Here is a 20,724-nt window from a genome sequence, read left to right on the forward strand (position 1 = left end):
TTTGAGAAGACGCACTCAAGCATTGAAACTACGTGAACCCACAGATTAATAATCCGTAGAGGTCTGCGCTTAGAGATCAGCCATAAGCCCAGCCAGCAGGCGGGTGAAGTCAATGGCGGGATCAACCGATTCTTCGTCGGGCCAAAAATGAATCGGGTATGCGGCGCCCTGGGCGCGCTGCAGCACGGGGCTTTCAGCGAGCACAGGTTCTGCCACGAACTCGCCGAAGAGGGAACGCATTTCGTCGCGTCGGTAGCGGTGTTCGCTGTCGTTGGGGCGCATCTTGTTGATAACGACTCCCGCACCGTCAATGCTGATGCCGCTTTCCTGCTGAAAACGCACGATAGCGCGCAGGGTTCGTTCGGTGCCCGCCACGGAGAAGAGAGATGGCTCAGCGACCGAGAGAATACGCTCGCTAACCGCCCACCCCATCGAAGACAGGGTTCCGAGGAACGGCGGGCAGTCGATCAGGATGACGTCGTAGGCGTCTGCTGCTGACTCCACCATGCGCTTGAAGCGGCGGATGAACGGTGCGGCTTCCTGGCGGTCCACGAGGGTGGAACGAGCCGAACCGCGTGCTACCTTCACGCTACCTGTGGTCACGGGGTTATTGGTCAGCAGGGTGGGTTTGCCGACGAGAGCATTCCAGGAGGAGCTACCAGCTTCTTCCGTGAAGGCACGTTCATTGGAGCTAGCGATTAGAGAGGCGACGTCGGGGATGGTTTCATCCACTGCCAGGCCGGTGCTGGCGTCGCCGTGGGGGTCGAGGTCAATAACGAGTGTGGAGAGTCCGCTGTGTAATGCCGCGGAGGCTAGCCCCAAAGTGATGGACGTTTTGCCAACGCCACCTTTGAGACTGCTGATACTGACGATACGGGGCATGCAGATCCCTTTTTGAGTGAGGTGTAATGCCCCTTTATTTTAGCGAATCTTCGCTTTTCTTCCGGGTCTTACAGGGGTGTATCTTGAGTTTTTTCTCAAGTAAGCAATGAATATTCCTTCAGATTTAAAGGTTCTGCCCGCGCTCGCCACCTGGTAGGTAGTGAACGCGGGCAGATTCAAGATGTGTGTTTTACACCTATGCTTTATGCCTGTGCACGGCGGGCACGGCGGGCGGCGAGTTCGTCGCCTTCGAAACTTTCGTGCATTTCTTCGCCGGGCTGACCGTTGAGGTTCATTTCGATTTCGCGCCAGACGCGGCCAATCGCGATACCAAAGACGCCCTGGCCAGCCTGAACCAGGTCGATAACCTCGCTCGGGGAGGTACATTCGTAGACGGTGGTACCGTCACTCATCAGGGTGATGTTCGCAAGGTCGTCAATGCCGCGGGTACGCAGATGCTCGATGGAGGTGCGAATCTGCTGCAGGGACACGCCGGTGTCGAGCAGTCGCTTCACAATCTTGAGTACGAGCACATCGCGGAAGCTGTAGAGGCGCTGGGTACCGGATCCGGAGGCGCCACGCACGGTGGGTACAACCAGGTCGGTGCGTGCCCAGTAGTCGAGCTGACGGTAGGTGATGCCGACTGCTTTGCAGGCGACGGCGCCACGGTAACCGAGGTTTTCCTCGACGACAGAGACCGGGTCGGTGAAGAGTACACCTTGTTCACCGCGCGGAGGCGGCGCTACGGGGAAGAGGGTGTCGAAGCCGTCCAGGGGCTGGTCGAAGCCCTGGGATGCCTCATGGGTGCCTGCGGCCTCGCCTGCATTTTCGGCTACCTGCTGCTCTAGCACGGTCCCTCCTTTTCGTTAACCCGTTTAATGCGATTCACCGCGCCCTATCCAATGTGGTCGACTTCGTTCCGGTGCAGCCCCAATTTTCGGGGTGAGATTCTAAGGCTAGGCCTTAGAATCTGTATCTATGATTCGCGCGGCTTCCCTCTGCGAGGTTGGCTACGCGGTTTTCAATACTACACATTGGCCCGGCTATTCGGTTCGTAGAACATGATTCGATAGTGCGACCGATGCGCGATAGGCGCGGTTGTTCAATCTATTTTATCTGATAGAGGGCTCTACTTAAAATTGAACCCACCGAAGCGAATGATCTTTTCAGATTCATTTGCACCTCTTTACCGTCCTGCAGATGCGTTCCTCCCCCGCTATTCTCCTCGCTTTTCCTGGGTATCGACCCCATGGGGAGTTTAAAAAGTAAATGCGTACGGATAGGTAGTCCATACGCATTTACAGCTGAGTTGACTGAGCAGCCTTGGCAGGGCGGGAGCTCCCTGGCTAGAAAGCTCTTCGTGTTGGACGACAGGGCAGAAAATCCGAGCGTGCCAGCGTCGGCTTCGTCCAAGTTTAGAGACTGCTACAGACCGCTACCCGTTGGTAAGGGGCAGGGACTATAGAGGGATCACCATGGTCAGTGGTGGTTTCCTGAGGGAAATCCCCGTTTGCGGTGCGATAGAACCGCTGGGAGTTTACGAGGGGCAGACTATCGGTAGCCTGTGTCTTCGTGCGCCTACTCGTAGGTAGGCATCGCCGATTCGACGAGAGTTGCGTGCAGTTGCAGGCACAGCTTGCGAATCTTGTCGGCTCGTTCCTGCGCCTGAGCCTGGGAGGCTGCGTCGCGGCGTGATGCCAGCGGAGCCACCGCAATTTCCACGAGGGAAATTTCGCGGTCTGCCGCAGACTTGAATGCGCGCAGGTGACGGGGCTGAATGCCGTGCTTGGTCAGTTCTGCACTAACGCGGGCAATCAGCACATCGTAATCGGTGTACTTCACGCCTGAGCCATCTTCGAGCAGCCCAAAGTCAATCAGCTCGCGAATCTGTTCGGGGGTGGTGTTAGCATATCCTGCCAGCTCGCGGAGAGTGTAGGTGCGACCTTCCTGCTCGTTCGGGCCGAGGACGGTGTCTAGCACGTCTTCGCCTACGGTGGCAGGCATGGAGTTCAGTACGCGACCGGTTTCCAGGTCCTCCAGGTGCTGACGGATTACCTTCAGCGGCATGTAGTGGTCGCACTGCATGGTGAGGACGTAGCGCAGGCGCTCAATATCCGTCTGGGAGTACTTGCGATAACCGGTTTCGGTACGACTGGGGTGCACGAGACCGCGTTCCTCCAGGAAGCGGATTTTGGATGCGCTAATTCCGGGGAACTCCAAATCAAGCTGGCTAAGAACCTGACCAATGGTCCGGCTTTTAACGTCACGCGGGTTACGGTCAGAGTCACCGTTCTCCACGTCCTCTAGTTGGACCTCAGAGTTAGTGAGGTTCTTATCGATGCGTGAGGTCATCTACGTCTTTCGGGTACTTGTTCAGACAATGTCGATACGAGCCGAAATTTGAATGAGTGGCTCGTTCCCCCTGGTGAGGGGGGGGGTTATCGCAGCGTACCGAACATCTTTGCTTAGTGTTGAGAGTGTGATAGATAAATTTAGTTGTTTATCACAAAATGATAAACCGCAAACCTTCGAGACAATCTTATAGTTTCACAAGGTATTTTGCTATTCAAATAGCCCTTTTCGGGGGCGTTTTGAACCCAAAAATAATCACGGATTCAGGCACTTTCCAGTAGTGACAGTACCAATTTTAACAAAATTCCACTGTTGTGAACATGCTTTTCCCACATTGGACCGCTTTACAAGGAAAATTTTATCTTCTCTCGGTAGTAGAAGTTTTCATCACATTTAACTTGAAAGAAATTCCCACTTAGGGTTTAGCCATCCTTCAAGCCTCTTCAGCAGGTTTAGACACCCTCAAGAAGAACCTTAAATGCACCCCGCTACTTGCGTTTGTGTGCATTTTAAAAGAAAAACGGCGAGACCAATAGGTCTCGCCGTTTCACCACTACATACCTCTTATCTGAGGCCTATAGAAGGTCTTAGAATCTATCCGACTTAGAGCTTATCTAGCTCAGCCTTGTATGCCTCTGCATCCAGCAGGTTTGCCAGATCATCAGCGTTCTCGGGGCGAATCTCAACAATCCAGCCCTCTCCGTAGGGGTCCGAGTTAACCAGTGCGGGATCATCTTCCAGACCCTCGTTCACTGCAACAATCTCGCCGGCAATAGGAGCGAAAAGATCAGAGACAGACTTGGTGGACTCAATCTCGCCGAAGCTATCCTCAGCAACTACAGAGTCGCCGACAGAGGGAAGATCGACGTAGACGACATCACCCAGTGCATCCTGAGCGTGGTCGGTAATACCAACACGGACAGTGCCCTCAGCGGTGAGAGCGGAAACCCACTCATGCTCAGAAGTGTACGAGAGTTCTGCGGGAACGTTGCTCATAGCAGCGGTGTCCTTTCAGTGTGATTTTGCGTAGCGCGGACTATCCCGCGCACGGTGTCGTTCCGCGTGTGGGATAGCGAAACGTCCTACACCAATTATCACATAAGAAGTAATGCGGGGCATGCCTAAACACTCCCGTACTACTTCTAAGACACTATTTTTCATCTACTATACTGTGCCCACCCCCTCCAACCATTCTCAAGAGCCGAATAGCCCCACTATTTATCAATCACCCCGCCGCACATACTCTACAAGCCACTCCCCCGATTACCGGGCACCTCCCGTAGGTTATGGAACCTACGGAATGGATACAGCGCATACAAAGGGGTACAGCACAGTGCGTAAAAGGTGCAGGGTACGCAAAAAGGCTCAGGACCCCACACCATAAAGGTGTAGGGCCCTGAGCCTAAGACTAGAGAGCTAAACTCTCACACAGCGCCTTAGCGGGAAGAAATGACGCGCTCGGAGAAGCGGTTCGGGTTACCGAAACGGTGTGCGGTAATCGAAACAGCCTGCTCGCGGAGGAAGGGCAGCATCTCGATACGGCCAGCCTCGGTGACGGGTGCGAAGTACACTGCAACGTCCGGGCGACCACCCAGTGCCGAGTAGATGGACTTCTCATCGTTACCGATGTAGCGGATACGGGTGCCTTCCAGCGGGGTACCAGCCAGTGCGCGAACCGGGGTCTTAGCGTTCGAAGCCAGGTACTCACGGAACTGAGCGTCCGACTTGACTTCGTACTTGATACCCTTGTTCTCGAGGACACCACGGACGTCGACCGGCAGGTCCTTACCGACGGACAGAGCGACCGGTGCGTTAGCTGCCAGACCGGCGAGCACAACACGCAGGGTCTCTGCTGCGGATGCGGACTCGTCAGCACGAACCAGAACCTGGGTGGGTACGTAGCGCAGAATATTGCGCTCCACGCCCAGCTTCGAGGGATCGTGACCGAAGCCGAACTCGGTATCCCAAGCGTGTGCGTCAGAGGAGACACCGCGCTTGATGAAGCCGAAGTCCTCACGCTTACCCAGCTCGGAGTTCTCGATGGTAGCCAGGGTCTCGCGGACGGTCACGGACTGGGTGACAGCGGTTGCGGTTGCCTGTGCGGGCTCCCAATCGGACAGAGCAATCAGGTAGCTGGGGCCACCAGCCTTGGTACCGGAACCCACGGTGGACTTCTTCCAACCACCGAAGGGCTGACGCTGAACGATTGCACCGGTAATTGCACGGTTGACGTACAGGTTACCTGCCTGGACCTTGGAGAGCCACAGCTCGAGCTCGTCAGCATCCAGCGAGTGCAGACCTGCGGTCAGGCCGTAATCGGGTGCGTTCTGCAGCTCGATTGCTTCTTCCAGGGTGTCAGCGGTCATGATGCCCAGGATGGGGCCGAAGTACTCAGTCATGTGGTACTCGGAACCGGGCTTGACACCTTCACGAACACCGGGGCTCCACAGGCGGCCCGTCTCGTCCAGTTCCTTCGGCTGGATAAGCCAACGCTCGCCCGGGCCGAGGGTGGTCAGACCGCGCAACAGCTTCTCTTCCGGCTTCTGAACAACGGGGCCCATCTCGGACTCAATGTCCTGCGGGTGTGCTACGTGCAGCGAGCTGACGGAGTCAATCAGCTGACGGCGGAAACGCTCGGACTGTGCCACGGAGCCAACCAGGATAACGGTCGAACCAGCGGAGCACTTCTGACCTGCGTGACCGAATGCCGAGTAAACAACATCCTTGACGGCAAGGTCGATGTCAGCGTTCGGGGTGACAATAATCGAGTTCTTACCCGAGGTCTCACCGAACAGGGGCAGGTCATCACGCCATGAGCGGAAGAGCTCAGCGGTCTCGTAACCACCGGTCAGAATCAGGCGGTCAACCTCGGGGTGCGAGATGAGCAGCTTGCCTGCAGCGCGGTCAACAACCTTGACGAGCTTCAGAACTTCCTTGGGGACGCCTGCATCCCACATGATCTCTGCGATCAGGGCACCGGTACGTGCGGTAATGGTTGCGGGCTTGAAGATGACAGCAGAACCTGCTGCCAGACCAGCCAGAACACCACCGGCGGGGATAGCGGTCGGGAAGTTCCACGGGGGAACAACCAGGGTCAGGTCAACAGACTTGGGCTTTGCGCCGTCGATCTTCTCGAGGTCCTCAGCCAGCATTGCGTAGTAGTATGCGAAGTCAATTGCCTCGGAGACCTCGGTGTCGCCCTGCTCCAGGGTCTTGCCAGCCTCAGCTGCCATAACCTCCAGCAGGTCACCGCGGCGCAGTGCAATAGCCTTACCGACCTTGCGCAGAATCTCTGCACGCTCGTGACCGGAGAGCTTGCCCCAAGCCTTGCCAGCTTCCTCGGTTTCCTTGATCAGCTTCTCAGCCTCAGCCTCGCTGGTCAGCTCGTTAGCCTTGAGGGTGTCGATACCCAGCTTGGTGGTCTTGGAGCGCTCAAGGATTGCGCGGCCCCACTCACGGTTACCAGCCAGTGCGGGGTCGGTGTCGGGGGTGTTCTCGAAACGGCCAGCCGGTACGAAGACGTCGTCCTCATTCTCGGTCAGACGGTTCTGGGTGCGCTTGGATGCGGGAACCTCGTCGGTGACGGAGTTCAGTGCACGCATGAAGCGGTCCTCTTCACGCTTGAAGATGGACTCGTCGGTTGCCAGGTCGAAGATACCGGACATGAAGTTCTCGGAGGATGCGTTCTCCTCGAGACGACGAATCAGGTATGCGATTGCAACGTCGAATTCCTTGGGGTTCACGACGGGCACGTACAGGAGCAGGTGACCAACACGGCGGCGGATAATCTCAGCCTGCTGCTCAGCCATACCGATCAGCATCTCGAACTCGACGCGGTCCTTAACACCGCGGTCCTCGGACAGCAGCAGAGCGAAAGCAACGTCGAAGAGGTTGTGGCCTGCAATACCGAGGCGGACGTTCTTCACGTGCTCGGGGCGCAGTGCATAGTCCAGAACGCGCTTGTAGTTGGTGTCAGCAGCCTGCTTGGTGTCCCAGGTGGTCAGCGGCCAACCGTGCATAACAGCTTCCACGATTTCCATGGAGAGGTTTGCACCCTTCACCAGGCGGACCTTGATGCCTGCGCCGCCAGCAGCAACGCGCTTTGCGGACCATTCCTGCAGGTGCTGCATTGCAGCCAGAGTATCGGGCAGGTATGCCTGGAGCACGATGCCTGCTTCCAGGTCCTTCAGGTGGGGCTGGTCCAGGATCTTGGTGAATACCTCAATGGTGAGGTCCAGATCCTTGTACTCCTCCATGTCCAGGTTGATGAACTTCTTGGGGGAGGTGGATGCAGCCAGCTCATACAGGGGGGTCAGGCGGCGAACAGCGGTCTCAACGACCTCGTCGAATGCCCAGTGCTGGTGGGGTCCGGAAACAGCGGACACCTTGATGGAGACGTAGTCAACGTCGTCACGTGCCAGCAGGCGCTTGGTCTCAGCCAGGCGGTGCTCTGCCTCCTTGTCACCCAGAACTGCTTCACCGAGCAGGTTAACGTTCAGGCGGTTACCGGTCTTGGTCAGCTCTGCGATAGCGTCGCCCAGCTTCTCTTCAGAAGCGTCAACGATCAGGTGACCGACCATCTCGCGCAGCACGCGGCGTGCAACGGGAACGGTGGGCCACGCAACCTTGCCAGCTAGCTTGCCACCGAAGCCAACAGCGGACTTCATGTACCAGGGCAGGAAGGAAGGTGCCAGACCGGAGATGCGGGAGAGGTTGCGGCCGGAGACGTTGTCGTCTTCGGGGCGAATAACGCCATCAACAAAGCCGACGGTGAAGGGAAGACCATTGGGGTCCTTCAGAACACCGGCGAGCTGCTCAGCTGCGAAGGTGGGCTTGATCGACTGGGACTCGTTTACCCACTGACGAACAAGCTGACGAGCTTCCAGAGCCATCTTCTGGTAGTGCTCAGATGCGAAAGGATGGGTCATCCTTGACTCCTAACTATCTTACTGTGTGCGGCGCACACCACGTTTGGCGATGTCTCTATTTCACCACAAAAGGGTAATAAATACCTCATTAGAAAAACTGAATGTTTTTTCCAAAATTCATTTAGATTTTCTTAATGATTGTGTGGTGAGGTTTTCACCCTGCGCCCCCTCCGAACCTACTGTTCGAAGAGACAAAGGTAAGGTTTGTAGCGACATCGCTATCCATCTCTCTCAGGCTAGCACTTTCAGCGCGCAAATATCGAACTAATTTCGTAACAAACGAACACCTCAAAACCATTCCCAGAGGAGTCTTCACACCCAAGAATCGTCCCATCAACAAGAAAATAATCGCTACACAAGCCAACATGCCATCACCCCACTTCATGCGCCTCAAAAAGAACCGGCCAGAAGCCCGCACGGTACCATAGATAAGGGTCCACGATAAGAGACACACCACGGAAGAGTTCGGAAGCGCAGCCTACCCGAATAACCGAGCGCACCAGGGAGGAAAAACGTGTCAATCTACGACATCCGACGCATGCAAATGCTCCTCGAAATCCAAGAACGCGGCACCGTCATCGCCGCCGCTGAAGCACTCAGTCTCACCCCCTCCGCCGTCTCCCAGCAGATTGCCACCCTCGAAAAAGAAACCGGCACCCCCTTGCTGCAGCGCATCGGCAGGCGCGTACAGCTCACCAGCGCCGGACTCATCATCGTCGACAGCGCCCGAAGCATCCTGCGTGAACTCGACCGCATGCAAACCTCCGTCGCCAACCTCACCGGCGAACCGGCAGGCATGGTCCGCCTCGCCATCTTCCAGTCCGCGGCCTTCGCGCTGCTACCGGAAACTCTCACCTACCTTGCCGAGCATGCCCCCTCGCTCACCCTGCAGGTACTGCAAATCGACCCCGAAACCGGCACCTCCCTGACCCGAAGCCGCGAATACGACATGGTGCTCTCCGAAGCCTACCCGCACCACCACATCCCCGAATACCCCGAACTGCATTCCGAGCTACTCACCGAAGACCCGCTCAGCCTCATCGTGCCCAGTACCTCCACCATCACCTCAATCGAGGAGGCGCACGCACTGCCCTGGGTCCTCGAGATGGAGCAGAACACCTCCCGCAGCTGGGCACTCAACCAGTGCCGCACCGCAGGATTCGAGCCGGTCATCCGCTACAGCGCCAACGACATGATCACGAACTCCAACCTCGTCAAGGCAGGATTCGCCGTCACCATCGTGCCCGGTTTCATCCTTTCCTCTCTTTCCACCACCGAGGGACTACGCATCGTAGAGCTCCCCGGTAAACCCTCCCGCAAAATCTTTACCGCGGTACGCCGAGAGTCCGCCGCCAACCCCGCCATTGCCATGGTGCGTCAAGCGCTACACCACGCCGTGCAGGTGGCATTCAGTGAACACAACAAGACCGAAACCGCATAGGAAAAATTGGTTGCCGCCCATCTCGATAAGCCGACCAACGCAAAGGTCGGGGCCGTTCCCACAAACGGCCTCGACCTTTCAATATGTCTTTTTCAACAGGCGCCTATATGTAGAGCTATAAAAGCACGCAACAGTGGAGCCGCTCCCCCCCCCTGTGCACATCCGTCACGGGGCCAGCTCAACTGCTAGTTCAGCGAAGCAACCACAGTCCGGCTCTGCACCTCGTAGCACGAAGAGGACAAACCAGCCGCCGTCATATCCAGCACAGCGCTCACATGAACCTGCTTCAACGCAGAACCGGTAACACCCGAAGCCACCTGATAATTCAGCTGAATATCCAGACGATGACCGCGAGGAATAGCGGTACTCAACTCCAGAACATTCTCGTCGCCAGTACCAGCCTGACCGGTCTGCGCGCAACAGCGCAGCGCATCAAGATTCAGAGCATCCACAGGAGCCACCAAAGCCGAAGCTCGGCAACGCTCACAGCGTGTACATTAGGCCATCAGCGGAGCAATAGCGAATAACAGCCGAAGAGTACACATCATTACGGTCCCAAATCTTACGTAGGCCGCGGCCAGTCATATCCCAACGCTCCATACCGGGAGCAAAAAGCGTGTTCTCAGGAACCGACGGACCGGCACGGCACCCTCCGGGTACCTCGGGTAGGGGTAGCCGTAGGTGCTCGCACCAACCATCGTGTTACCCCCACCCATATGGAATTCTCAGTGCCAGAGGTACCGGTAGTAAACAGGCCGGCGCTACCGACCTTCACGCCATTATCGGTGCAGTTTTTGACGATACTAAACGGCGCCTTGAAACATTGTTCAGGCGGCGATTGAGAGGTTCACGTGGAAAGCTCTCAGCGCTACCCTTTCAGATTCAAGGTACCTTTTTAGCCCACAACCACGGACCCTCATTCCCGCGGCGATTATTTTTAGCTACTTCTCCATGAGCGCCTTTGCCAACGCATCATCAAGAACCAAATCAGTAATCGCGCCGGTACGCAAGGCACCACGCAAAGCACGCACACGGTGAGTACCGGACGCAACGCAAATACGACGCGGAATACGAGCCAGCTCCTTCGGAGTCGGACCGGATGCACGCTTATTCAGCTCCAAATCAGCCCAAGAGCCGTCCTCACGCAAAAGAATCGTGCACATGTCCCCCACAACACCCAGCTCCCGCAAGTGACGCTGCTCCTGCGCCTCAAAATAACCACCCGAATACACGTGAGACGGAATAGGGCCACCAAAAGCACCCACACCAAAAATGGCGAGGTCAACATTGTGCTGGGCATGCAGGTTCTTCTGCACGCTACGCTCACGCCACATGGCGGTCTTGGTGTCCGCATAGTCAAAGAACGCAGGAACCGGGAAGTGAATCGTGTGCGCATCGTAAGCGTTCACCAGATGCCCCAGCAGAGAACCCAGGTACGGAATACCGGAATGGTGGGCGTTACCCGCGCCGTTCAGCTGAACCACAGTCACACCGGTAAGCGGGCGGCGAGGTAGGTGGCGAGAAATCTCAGTCATGGTTGAACCCCACGCCACACCCAGACTCGTTCCGTTGTCAACCAGGGAATCAAGTAGCGCCGCCGCAGTGCGAGATACCTGGCTCATGCGGGCAATGGGGGTTGCATCGGGTCGCACATTCACGAGGGTGACACGCACCTTATAGCGCTCACCAATACGTCGCTCCAGCTCACTACGGGTACGGAAGGACTCGTCCAGACGAATCTGCACCATTCCGCTCTCGCGAGCGCTTTTAAGCAGGCGTGAGACAGTGGCGCGCGAAACCCCTAGACGGGCCGCGATAGCGTCCATTGTCATGTTGTGGATGTAGTAAAGCTGCGCCGCTTCATAGGTGTGATTAGTGCGTTCGTTCATTGACTACAGACCCCTAGTGAAAATCCGTTCATGCTACTTGGTTATTATTGCACCATTGGGTTTTACTAAATGCAAGATGAAACCCCATGCCGCACACGCGGCACGACAAGAAAGAGCACTACATGAGCTCCCAGCACATTGCACAGCAGTCTCAGCTGACTGCCGAATCCCGCGCCCAGGCACTCAAGAGCATGGTCAATGAAGAACTCGACATCTTGGTCGTCGGCGGCGGCATTACCGGTGCAGGTATTGCCCTCGACGCAGCAACCCGCGGTCTGCGCACCGGTATCGTCGAAGCAGGCGACTGGGCTGCAGGCACCAGCGCATGGTCCTCCAAGCTCGTTCACGGCGGCCTGCGCTACCTCTACAACCTCGACTTCAAGCTCGTGACCGAAGCACTGACCGAGCGCGGCCTGCTGCTGAACAAGATCGCACCCCACCTGGTGCACGCACAGCCCTTCCTGTGGCCCCTGAAGATGCCCGTCATCGAGCGCGCATACTCCGCAATCGGCATCGGCATGTACGACACCCTCGCATTCCTCGGCTCCCGCGGCAACAAGGGCGTCCCCTCCCAGCGCCACTTCACCAAGGCCGGCACCAAGACCGTCTTCCCCGACATCAAGGACTCCGCATTCAGCGGCGCAATCCAGTTCTACGACGCACGCGTTGACGACGCACGCCTCGTCATCGACGTCGTCCGCACCGCTGCAAGCTACGGCGCACTGGCTGCATCCCGCACCCAGGTTGTCGGTTTCACCAAGGACGCATCCGGCCGCGTCATCGGCGCAGAGCTGGCAGACCTGGAGACCGGTGAGCGCCTGAACGTACGCGCAAAGCACGTCATCAACGCAACCGGCGTGTGGACCGAAGAGTCCGAGTCCCTGGCTAACCCCGATGCAGGCCTGGAGGTTCTGGCTTCCAAGGGTATCCACATCGTTGTTCCCCGTGACCGTATCAACGCAACCAGCGGTATCTTCACCAAGACCGAGAAGTCCGTTCTCTTCATCATCCCCTGGCAGCGTTACTGGATCATCGGCACCACCGACACCCCCTACGCCGAGGACCGCGAGCGCCCCGTCGCAACCAGCAAGGACATCGACTACGTCCTGATGCAGGCCAACAAGCTGATCGCTAACCCGCTGACCCGCGAGGACATCATCGGCACCTACACCGGTCTGCGCCCGCTGCTGCAGCCCAAGGTCAAGGACGGCGCAGCATCCACCAAGGTTTCCCGCGAGCACACCGTGACCGAGGTTGCACCCGGCATGAGCGCCATCGCAGGCGGCAAGCTCACCACCTACCGTGTCATGGCTGCCGACGCTGTCGACTTCGCACTGGGCGAGCAGGCTAAGCAGAACCCCTCCGTGACCGCAACCATCGGCCTGGTCGGTGCAGACGGCTACCACGCAATCGCTGCTAACCGTGCACGCTACGCAGAGCGTTACGGCTGGGATGAGGGCCGTATCACCCACTTGCTCGAGCGTTACGGCGCGCAGATTGAGGACCTCGGCGCTCTCATCGACGCTGACCCCTCCCTCGGTGCTCCCCTGGCTAAGGCACCCCAGTTCCTGCGTGCAGACGTCGTCTTCGCTGTCCGCTACGAAGGCGCCCTGCACCTGGAGGACGTGCTGGTCCGCCGCGTACGCCTCGACCTCGAGCAGCGCGACCGCGGCCTGGCAGCAGCAGACGAAATCCTCGACATCATGCGTGCCGAGCTCGGCTGGGACGACAAGAAGGTCAAGGAAGAGCGCGACCTCTACGCCGCACGCGTGCAGGCTATCCGCGAGGCAGAGTCCACCTCCACCGACGCTGAGGCATCGGCAAAGATTGAGGCTGTCACCCCCGTGGCACCCCGTGTGAAGCTCTAATCCGTAGAGATTCCACGCACCTTTCGTGACCGGTTATCCGGTACGAACCGACCGTTCACCCCTCACCGAGCATGGATTATCTCATATTTTCGGTGAGGGGTGGACGAGAGGTTAAATAACCGTTTACGATAATCCCCTGCATAAGAAGCAGCGAGCTAAATACAGGGTTAACCCACTGGTACGATCTGCTTCTCATCCAAAAACATCTATCAATTTTTCGTAGCAACCGCTACACATTTCAGCACAGCGTTGTGCCCCGATCCGCCAGTGCGGTGAGGACGCACGGGAACACGCAAGCAAAGGTTCGCTTGCCTTCCAGACGCTTCGTCTTCAAGGAGCATCAATGTCTCTTCTTGCTTCCGCAGGAACTGTACTTGCAGCCGGTTCATCCGCTCTCGTGGATGCATCCGGTGCCCCCACCACCCTCGGAATCTTCGCTTCCGAATTCTTCGGCACCTTCATCCTGATTCTGCTCGGTGCCGGCGTATGTGCCGCAGTGACCCTCAAGAAGTCCTACGCTAAGGACGCAGGCTGGGGTGTTATCACCTTCGGATGGGGTCTGGCAGTGTTCACCGCCGTGTACCTCTCCTTCCATTCCGGTGCACACCTGAACCCCGCTGTGACCGTTGGCCTGGCAACCGCAGGCAAGGACCTGGCAACCGGCGTTCCCGCAACCCCCGGCAACATTGCCCTGTACATCGTCGCTCAGATGCTCGGCGCAATGGCCGGCGCAACCGGAGCGTACCTCACCTACAAGAAGCACTTCGATGAGGACCCGGGCGACCGCCTCGGCATCTTCGCAACCGGCCCCGCCATCAAGTCCTACGGCTGGAACTTGCTCACCGAGATTATCGGCACCTTCGTCCTGATTGGCTGGATCATCGCATCCGGTAAGACCCCCGCCCAGACTGGCCCCTTGGCTGTTGCCCTGGTTGTTGTTTCTATCAGTATGAGCCTTGGTGGCGCAACCGGTTCCGCTATCAACCCCGCACGTGACCTCGGCCCCCGTATCGCCTACACCTTCCTGCCCATCCCCGGTAAGACCGGCTCCAACTGGTCTTACGCATGGGTTCCGGTTGTTGGCCCGATCATCGGCGCTATCCTCGCCGGCCTAATCGTTCCGGCAGTCCTGCCCCTCTAAACCTCTCCAAAACCCCGTCTTTTTAGTTCTAAGGAAAAATCAATGACGACTTCTCTGCACTCCGCAACCCTCAACGTCGAGCGCAAGTACATCCTCTCCATCGACCAGGGCACCACCAGCTCCCGCGCGATCCTGTTCAACAAGGCGGGCGAGAACGTGGCTCAAGGCCAGCTCGAGCACGAGCAGATCTTCCCCAAGGCCGGCTGGGTCGAGCACAACGCAACCGAGATTTGGCAGAACGTCCGCAAGGTCGTAGCAACCGCAATGGCAAACGGCGACGTCAACCACCACGAAATCGCTGCAGTCGGCATCACCAACCAGCGTGAAACCACCGTCGTGTGGGACAAGAACACCGGCGAGCCCGTCTACAACGCAATCGTCTGGCAGGACACCCGCACCCAGGAAATCGTTGAAGAACTCGCAGGCGAAGAGGGCGTTGGTAAGTACCACGACATCGTTGGCCTGAACCTCTCCACCTACTTCTCCGGTCCCAAGATCAAGTGGATCCTGGACAACGTTGAAGGCGCACGCGAGCGCGCAGAGCGCGGCGACCTGCTCTTCGGCAACACCGACACCTGGCTGGTCTGGAACCTGACCGGTGGTGTTGACGGCGGCGTTCACGTCACCGACGTAACCAACGCATCCCGTACCCTGCTGATGGACATCCGCACCCTCGAATGGGATCCGCAGATTGCTGCAGACATGGGCATCCCCATGAGCATGCTGCCCGAAATCAAGTCCTCCTCCGAGGTGTACGGCTTCGGCCGCGCGACCGGTCTACTCAGAGGCACCCCCATCGCGGGTATCCTGGGCGACCAGCAGGCTGCAACCTTCGGTCAGGCTTGCTTCGAGAAGGGCATGGCGAAGAACACCTACGGTACCGGTAACTTCATGCTCATGAACACCGGCAACGAGCCCGTCTTCTCCAACAACGGTCTGCTGACCACCGTCGCCTACAAGATTGGCGACGCAGCTCCCGTCTACGCTCTGGAAGGCTCGGTCGCGATGAGCGGCTCCCTGATTCAGTGGCTGCGCGACAACCTGCGCATGATTGAGAACGCTGCAGAGTCTGAGGAACTGGCTACCTCCGTTGAGGACTCCGGTGGCTGCTACGTTGTTCCCGCGTTCTCCGGCCTGTTCGCGCCTCACTGGCGTTCCGACGCTCGCGGCGTCATCGTTGGTCTGACCCGCTATGTGAACCGTGCACACATCGTGCGTGCGGCACTGGAAGCAACCGCATTCCAGACCCGCGAGGTTCTGGACGCAATGAACGCTGACTCCGGTGTTAAGCTCTCCGAGCTGCGCGTGGACGGCGGCATGACCGCTAACGAGTTCCTCATGCAATTCCAGGCTGACATCCTCGGTGTCCCTGTGATCCGCCCGAAGGTTGTTGAGACCACCGCTCTGGGCGCAGCATACGCTGCAGGTATCGCTGTTGGTTTCTGGGCCGGGGAGCAGGACGTTGTGGACAACTGGGTTGAGGACAAGCGCTGGCTGCCCTCCATGGAACCCGCAGAGGTTGACCGCCAGTACCGCCTCTGGAAGAAGGCTGTCTCGCGCACCCTCGAGTGGGTCGACGAGGACGTTCCGACCGCCTAATCGCAGCACCGTTGCCTGACGGCACGGCCCGCGTACTAACGAAGCCCCGGCTACTTCTCCCCCGCTATGGGGTTGAAGCAGCCGTGGCTTTTTTGCGGCAGTTCTTACTGTAAAAAGCACTCATTTCATGCTTCTTGTTGAGATAACAATTCATCTGTTATGTGGGATTACTCTTATGGCGTATATACGCCTTTTATCTCTATTTCACGCGCCATATCATAGATATATAGGCTTATTGATTCTATTCTGGCCGCCGCAGATGGTGGTTGGTTACGCCTCTAGCACCTACTGGTGTGCATGAGACCAGAGCATACGCTCCCGGAAAGAGGAAGCGGGTTATCCCGCACCGATTATGGTTGATGTCCGTCTCCGCAGGCATGCAATTATTGCTATGAACATTTCAATTCTTGCTGCTGCTCTTTCCTGGTTGTTGGTGCTCTTCTCTATCCTGTATTCAGCCGCCGCTGTGCCGTGGGCTCTGGGTATTGCTATCGTACTGACCGTAATTGGTGCCTACGCGCTGTACCGCGACTACTCCAAGTACTCGCATGTGCTCCCGAACGAGGACCCGGATGCGCACGATGTACTCGGCCACGACCTGCACTCAACCCGCCTGCCGCATCTGCACCACACGGGGGGGGCAACACTGACGGAGTAGTTGCTAAGTAGCGGGCTTCTTTTCCCCTAGACAATATAAAATGTGCCGCCTCACCGGTGTCAGTGAGGCGGCACATTTATATTAAATCGTGGTTCAGAGCCCGGTTCTGCAACCATTTCTCATCAGTTTGAACCAGTACTTTGACGTGCTTCGGCTCTGGCTAGTTCTGCCTTTGTGTTCTCATGGACTACAAAAGCGTTATATTTCCAGCTGGGGGGTCGTTCAACAAGCCATCCTACCCAGAAGGAGCACCGCTGTAATGAGAACAATAGGAATCAGGTAGATAAGGGCTCTCGGGTCGCGGGTGTGGTCTGAGGTGCTCAGCGCTGTGAGCTCCCACAGCAGAAGGATTGGTACCACTATGGAAGGCATCACTATAAAGTGGAGAAGCCAGAGTATTGAATTGCGATGTATCGGTGTGTACTTCACATAATGCCAGCTCTTCGGGCTCAATCAAAATTGCCGGGCATCCTGAAATATTTCAACGACGGTGCATATACATCTCATACATAGTGGTCAGTTATAGAAAAAACCAGCTGCGGGTACGGTACGGAGGTGCCCCTCCCCTATGATGGTTGAAAGGAATATTTGCACCTAATACCATCTGCAGTACACGCCCACGAGCCAATGAGGAAGAGCATGACCAAAGCGACCGATTCGCCGCAGCCACCGGAAGCACTTACGCGCTGGTACACTCGCTATTCGAGTCCCGTCGGCGTGCTCTATATTGCTGCCCGAGCGAACGCGATTGTTGGCATCTGGTACGAGGATCAGGCGCATTTTCCGCTCCCCCATGAGCTTGGTGGACTGGTTGAGAATCCCGGGGCTTACCTGCGGGACCACGGCACGCCGGAAGATGATGAGCCTGCCGGCGAGTATGCGGCGGCGCAGCTTCTTGAGTTGGCTACGGTGCAGCTGTCTGAGTACTTTGCGCGCAAGCGCACTTCTTTTACACTGCCGTTAGATCCTGAGGGTACCGATTTTCAGCTGATTGTGTGGGAGCATTTGAAGACTGTTCCTGCCGGGTACACCACCACTTACGGCGATATTTCGCGTGCGGTTGGTCCCGGCGCTCCGGCACAGGCTGTGGGTCAGGCGGTCGGCCGTAATAAGGTTTCTATTATGATTCCGTGCCACCGTGTTATTGGTGCTGACGGTAGCTTGACCGGCTACGCTGGCGGGGTTGAGCGTAAGCAGTTCCTCCTTGACTTGGAGGAGCCGGAAGAGGTGCGGGAGGCGCGGCTCTTCTAGCGCCTACAGACGAGGCTGTTCGGGTCTTTTCAGCTAAGCCTTTGAGCCTCTGGCGCGAAGGTGTGCCCGGGCAGAGAAAAGCCGCGTGGTACTTCGTAGAAGTAACACGCGGCTTCTATACGTTGAGAGGTTCCAATCTGAATTAAATCGTCGCAAAGAGGAAAATTAGCGCCAGCAGCGGCGGGGTCAGCTGAATCAGCGCCGGCTTGCGCTTATCCGGGGAGGTGAGGAACAGGTAGGCACCGGCAACCGCCATGGAGCCCAGGCCTGCGAATAGGAGCGCCACGCCCACCTGCGGGGAGCCGAACCAGAATGCGAGCAGACCGGTTGCGGCAATCCAGGCGAGCATCAGGTTGTACAGGCCCTGGTTTGCAGCCATTTCCTTGGTGGACTCGGCAAACTCTTCGGTCATTCCGAAGGTTTCGCGGCCTCTAGGCTTAGTCCAGAGGAACGACTCGATAATCCAGATGTACACATGAATAGCGATTGCTACAAAGGCAAAAACGGTGGTGACCGTTGCGAGCGTCTGCATTGTTTCTCCTTGAGTAGTAGGTCATCTGTTAGCTGTGTGGCTCACCAACAGGTCAGCCGGCAACACACGAGTAGCAGCCGGATAGCCTCTCCTATCTACGTATCCGGCGTGTGGGAACAAACACTAATTCTACTCCAGCCCCGTGGATTATCCGCATCGTATGACGTTGGATACCGCAGATAGGTTGAACGCTCGTCACAACAAGACATCGCAACGAGCGTTCAACACATCTGTTTGGTTCTTCCCCCAATAAGGAAAGCAACTAGGCGAAAACAGCTAGTGCACGATAAGCGTGAGCATATACGTCCAAATGCACAGCAACACCAGCAAGAAGAGGCTGTACTTGATTGCCATAGAGGTAACCTTCGATTCCTGACCCGCCTCATTAACAGCGGCAACCGCCACCGCAATCGACTGCGGGGAGACGATCTTACCCATCACGCCACCGGAAGTATTGGCAGCCACTAGCATCGCCGGATCCACACCAATCTGGTGCGCAGTGCTTGCCTGCAGCCCCGCAAAGAGCACATTGTTGTTGGTCACCGAACCGGTCACAAACACACCAATCCAGCCAATGATGGGCGAGAAGAGCGGGAAGAGCGCACCAGCCGTAGCCACTGCCAAAGCAATAGACGAGGTCATACCTGCATAGTTCATGAGGTTTGCAACAGACATCACCAGGCAAATCATATAAATGGGCTTCTTCAGCTGTTGCCACGCGCCGTTGAGCTCCTCAAGAGCCGCGCGCGCAGTAATCTTCGAGGTCACAGCCGAGAGCAGAGCAGCAACCAGAATAGCTGTACCGGCAGCACCCAGAATATTCCAATTGAAGACCGCATGAATAGCCAAACCTTCACCGTCACCAATCTGGTGGTGTATACCGGGCACGTGGAAACTCAAATTCATAAAGCCCAGCGGTCCGTCAACATCAAAAACAGGGTGCAGTACAGTAGACCAGAGCAAAATGGTGATGGAGAGGAAGATAAAGGGGCTCCAGGCATCCGCGATTTCACGCAGGCTGTACGTCGGTTCTTCTTGCTCTGCCAGCTCCTCCAGCGTGGGGGCAGTGGGTTCACGGTAGATAGTCTTCGGCTGCCAGAAACGCATAACAACGGCCAGGAATACTAAGCCAACCAGCGGAGGCAAAATACCAATCAGCTCAGGGGTTTGCAAAACCCACAGCATGATGCTCTGCAGACCAGAAATCACGATACCGGTAGCTAGAGCCACCAGACCAACTTCGCGGATACCGCGCAGGCCATCCTGAATAGCGACCACGAGAACAGGTACTAGCGCTGCAAAAATCTGTAGAACCCACACCATCTGATTGGATAGATGGCCCAAATCTACGTTACCAATAGCAGCACCAGTGGTCACGGGGATACCGACCGCACCGTATGCGCCCACGGTGGCGTTAGCAACCAGTGAAAGCATCGCAGCTTTGAGCGGGTTGAAGCCTAGGGCAGCAAGTAACGCCACGGAAATAGCAATCGGAATGCCGAAGCCCGCCGCACCCTCAATGAAGCCGGCAAAGCAGAGAGCGATGAGTAGCACCTGGATACGCTGATCGGCAGAGATAGATGAGACAGAGGCCCTCACGATGGCAAATTTTCCACTACGTACCGCGATGCGGTAGAGCCACACTGCCATGAGCACAATCCATGCAATAGGCCAGAGCGCTGAGAGGAATCCGTAGAGAATGGACCCGGCTGCTGCCGTCCACGGCAAGTGGAAGACGCCCATTGCAATAGCCAGGGTAAGGACCAGGGTAATCAGCGCTGATTTAATACCGCTGAGCTTGAAAACCGTGAGACAGAGCAGAAAAAGAATTATAGGGGATACCGCGACAAGTGCAGAAAGTACTGAGGCGTTAAGGGGATCGTAGGTTTGCGACCACATGAGAGTAGTTTGTCCTTCCCCGCAGCAGGGTGTACCTACAGCGGTTTGGATGCCGCTGTAGGGTGCGTCCGCCTGCCCTATGGGGTAGCACGAGGCGTAGCCTCACGACGCCTCTATCGCTAAGAATCTCTGAACGTGAAAGGCGTAGCAACATCATGAATATATGTTGGAGCCTTGGCTGAAGGCAGGAGCGCGGGAAGGATGTTTCCACGGTGCGGGGCGTTGGTTCTCTCGTTGGAGGCCTAGAAGCTAAAAATCCTTAAGCTCGTGCTCTCACCTACGGC

General features: G+C 57.1%; 15 protein-coding genes. 6 read left to right on the forward strand and 9 right to left on the reverse strand.

Annotation, left to right across the window (positions count from 1 at the left end; all coding sequences use genetic code 11):
- Nucleotides 1-69: 69 nt before the first annotated feature.
- From ACUXHH_RS05820 to ACUXHH_RS05840, 5 genes are all read right to left on the reverse strand, one after another.
- Nucleotides 70-882, reverse strand: a complete 813-nt coding sequence (locus ACUXHH_RS05820) for a ParA family protein (RefSeq protein ID WP_458391013.1) — start codon at nt 880-882, stop codon at nt 70-72.
- 203 nt (nt 883-1,085) lie between these two features.
- Complete coding sequence (locus tag ACUXHH_RS05825) at nt 1,086-1,733, reverse strand: MerR family transcriptional regulator (protein WP_279740422.1); 648 nt, start codon at nt 1,731-1,733, stop codon at nt 1,086-1,088.
- A 727-nt stretch (nt 1,734-2,460) separates the two neighbouring features.
- Nucleotides 2,461-3,234, reverse strand: a complete 774-nt coding sequence (gene ftsR / locus ACUXHH_RS05830; RefSeq protein ID WP_458391014.1) for a transcriptional regulator FtsR — start codon at nt 3,232-3,234, stop codon at nt 2,461-2,463.
- Between the two features lie 603 nt (nt 3,235-3,837).
- Nucleotides 3,838-4,230: a glycine cleavage system protein GcvH gene (gene gcvH, locus ACUXHH_RS05835; protein ID WP_279740418.1), complete on the reverse strand. Its 393-nt coding sequence runs from the start codon at nt 4,228-4,230 to the stop codon at nt 3,838-3,840.
- 440 nt (nt 4,231-4,670) lie between these two features.
- Entirely contained in the window at nt 4,671-8,162 is a 3,492-nt protein-coding gene (locus tag ACUXHH_RS05840; RefSeq protein WP_279740416.1) for a bifunctional proline dehydrogenase/L-glutamate gamma-semialdehyde dehydrogenase, read from the reverse strand.
- Nucleotides 8,163-8,676: 514 nt separating this feature from the next.
- Here ACUXHH_RS05840 and ACUXHH_RS05845 point away from each other — a divergent pair.
- Nucleotides 8,677-9,603, forward strand: coding sequence for a LysR family transcriptional regulator (locus tag ACUXHH_RS05845; RefSeq protein ID WP_279740414.1), 927 nt, complete (start codon nt 8,677-8,679; stop codon nt 9,601-9,603).
- A 185-nt stretch (nt 9,604-9,788) separates the two neighbouring features.
- On the opposite strand, the gene ACUXHH_RS05850 is transcribed toward ACUXHH_RS05845, so the two are convergent.
- Both ACUXHH_RS05850 and ACUXHH_RS05855 read right to left on the reverse strand, forming a co-directional pair.
- Complete coding sequence (locus tag ACUXHH_RS05850) at nt 9,789-10,055, reverse strand: hypothetical protein (RefSeq protein ID WP_458391015.1); 267 nt, start codon at nt 10,053-10,055, stop codon at nt 9,789-9,791.
- A gap of 489 nt (nt 10,056-10,544) precedes the next feature.
- A complete protein-coding gene (locus ACUXHH_RS05855; protein ID WP_279754692.1) occupies nt 10,545-11,492 on the reverse strand; it encodes a sugar-binding transcriptional regulator in 948 nt (315 codons plus the stop codon).
- Nucleotides 11,493-11,614: 122 nt separating this feature from the next.
- On the opposite strand from ACUXHH_RS05855, the gene ACUXHH_RS05860 reads away from it, so the two are divergent.
- From ACUXHH_RS05860 to ACUXHH_RS05880, 5 genes are all read left to right on the forward strand, one after another.
- Nucleotides 11,615-13,360 (forward strand): glycerol-3-phosphate dehydrogenase/oxidase, encoded by a 1,746-nt coding sequence (locus ACUXHH_RS05860; protein WP_458391016.1) that lies wholly within the window; start codon nt 11,615-11,617, stop codon nt 13,358-13,360.
- 343 nt (nt 13,361-13,703) lie between these two features.
- The gene (locus tag ACUXHH_RS05865) at nt 13,704-14,501 is read left to right on the forward strand and encodes an MIP/aquaporin family protein (RefSeq protein WP_279740407.1); all 798 of its coding nucleotides are present in this window, start codon (nt 13,704-13,706) and stop codon (nt 14,499-14,501) included.
- A gap of 42 nt (nt 14,502-14,543) precedes the next feature.
- Entirely contained in the window at nt 14,544-16,100 is a 1,557-nt protein-coding gene (gene glpK / locus ACUXHH_RS05870) for a glycerol kinase GlpK (RefSeq protein ID WP_279740405.1), read from the forward strand.
- Between the two features lie 391 nt (nt 16,101-16,491).
- Nucleotides 16,492-16,758 (forward strand): N-acyl-D-glutamate deacylase, encoded by a 267-nt coding sequence (locus tag ACUXHH_RS05875; protein ID WP_279788781.1) that lies wholly within the window; start codon nt 16,492-16,494, stop codon nt 16,756-16,758.
- Nucleotides 16,759-17,397: 639 nt separating this feature from the next.
- The gene (locus ACUXHH_RS05880) at nt 17,398-18,009 is read left to right on the forward strand and encodes a methylated-DNA--[protein]-cysteine S-methyltransferase (protein WP_279740402.1); all 612 of its coding nucleotides are present in this window, start codon (nt 17,398-17,400) and stop codon (nt 18,007-18,009) included.
- Nucleotides 18,010-18,151: 142 nt separating this feature from the next.
- Here ACUXHH_RS05880 and ACUXHH_RS05885 read toward each other — a convergent pair whose 3' ends face one another.
- The gene (locus tag ACUXHH_RS05885) at nt 18,152-18,541 is read right to left on the reverse strand and encodes a DUF1304 domain-containing protein (protein WP_279754699.1); all 390 of its coding nucleotides are present in this window, start codon (nt 18,539-18,541) and stop codon (nt 18,152-18,154) included.
- 276 nt (nt 18,542-18,817) lie between these two features.
- Nucleotides 18,818-20,440, reverse strand: coding sequence for an L-lactate permease (locus ACUXHH_RS05890; protein WP_371569259.1), 1,623 nt, complete (start codon nt 20,438-20,440; stop codon nt 18,818-18,820).
- Nucleotides 20,441-20,724 lie beyond the last annotated feature (284 nt).

The organism is Rothia sp. 110740021-2 (assembly GCF_054263775.1).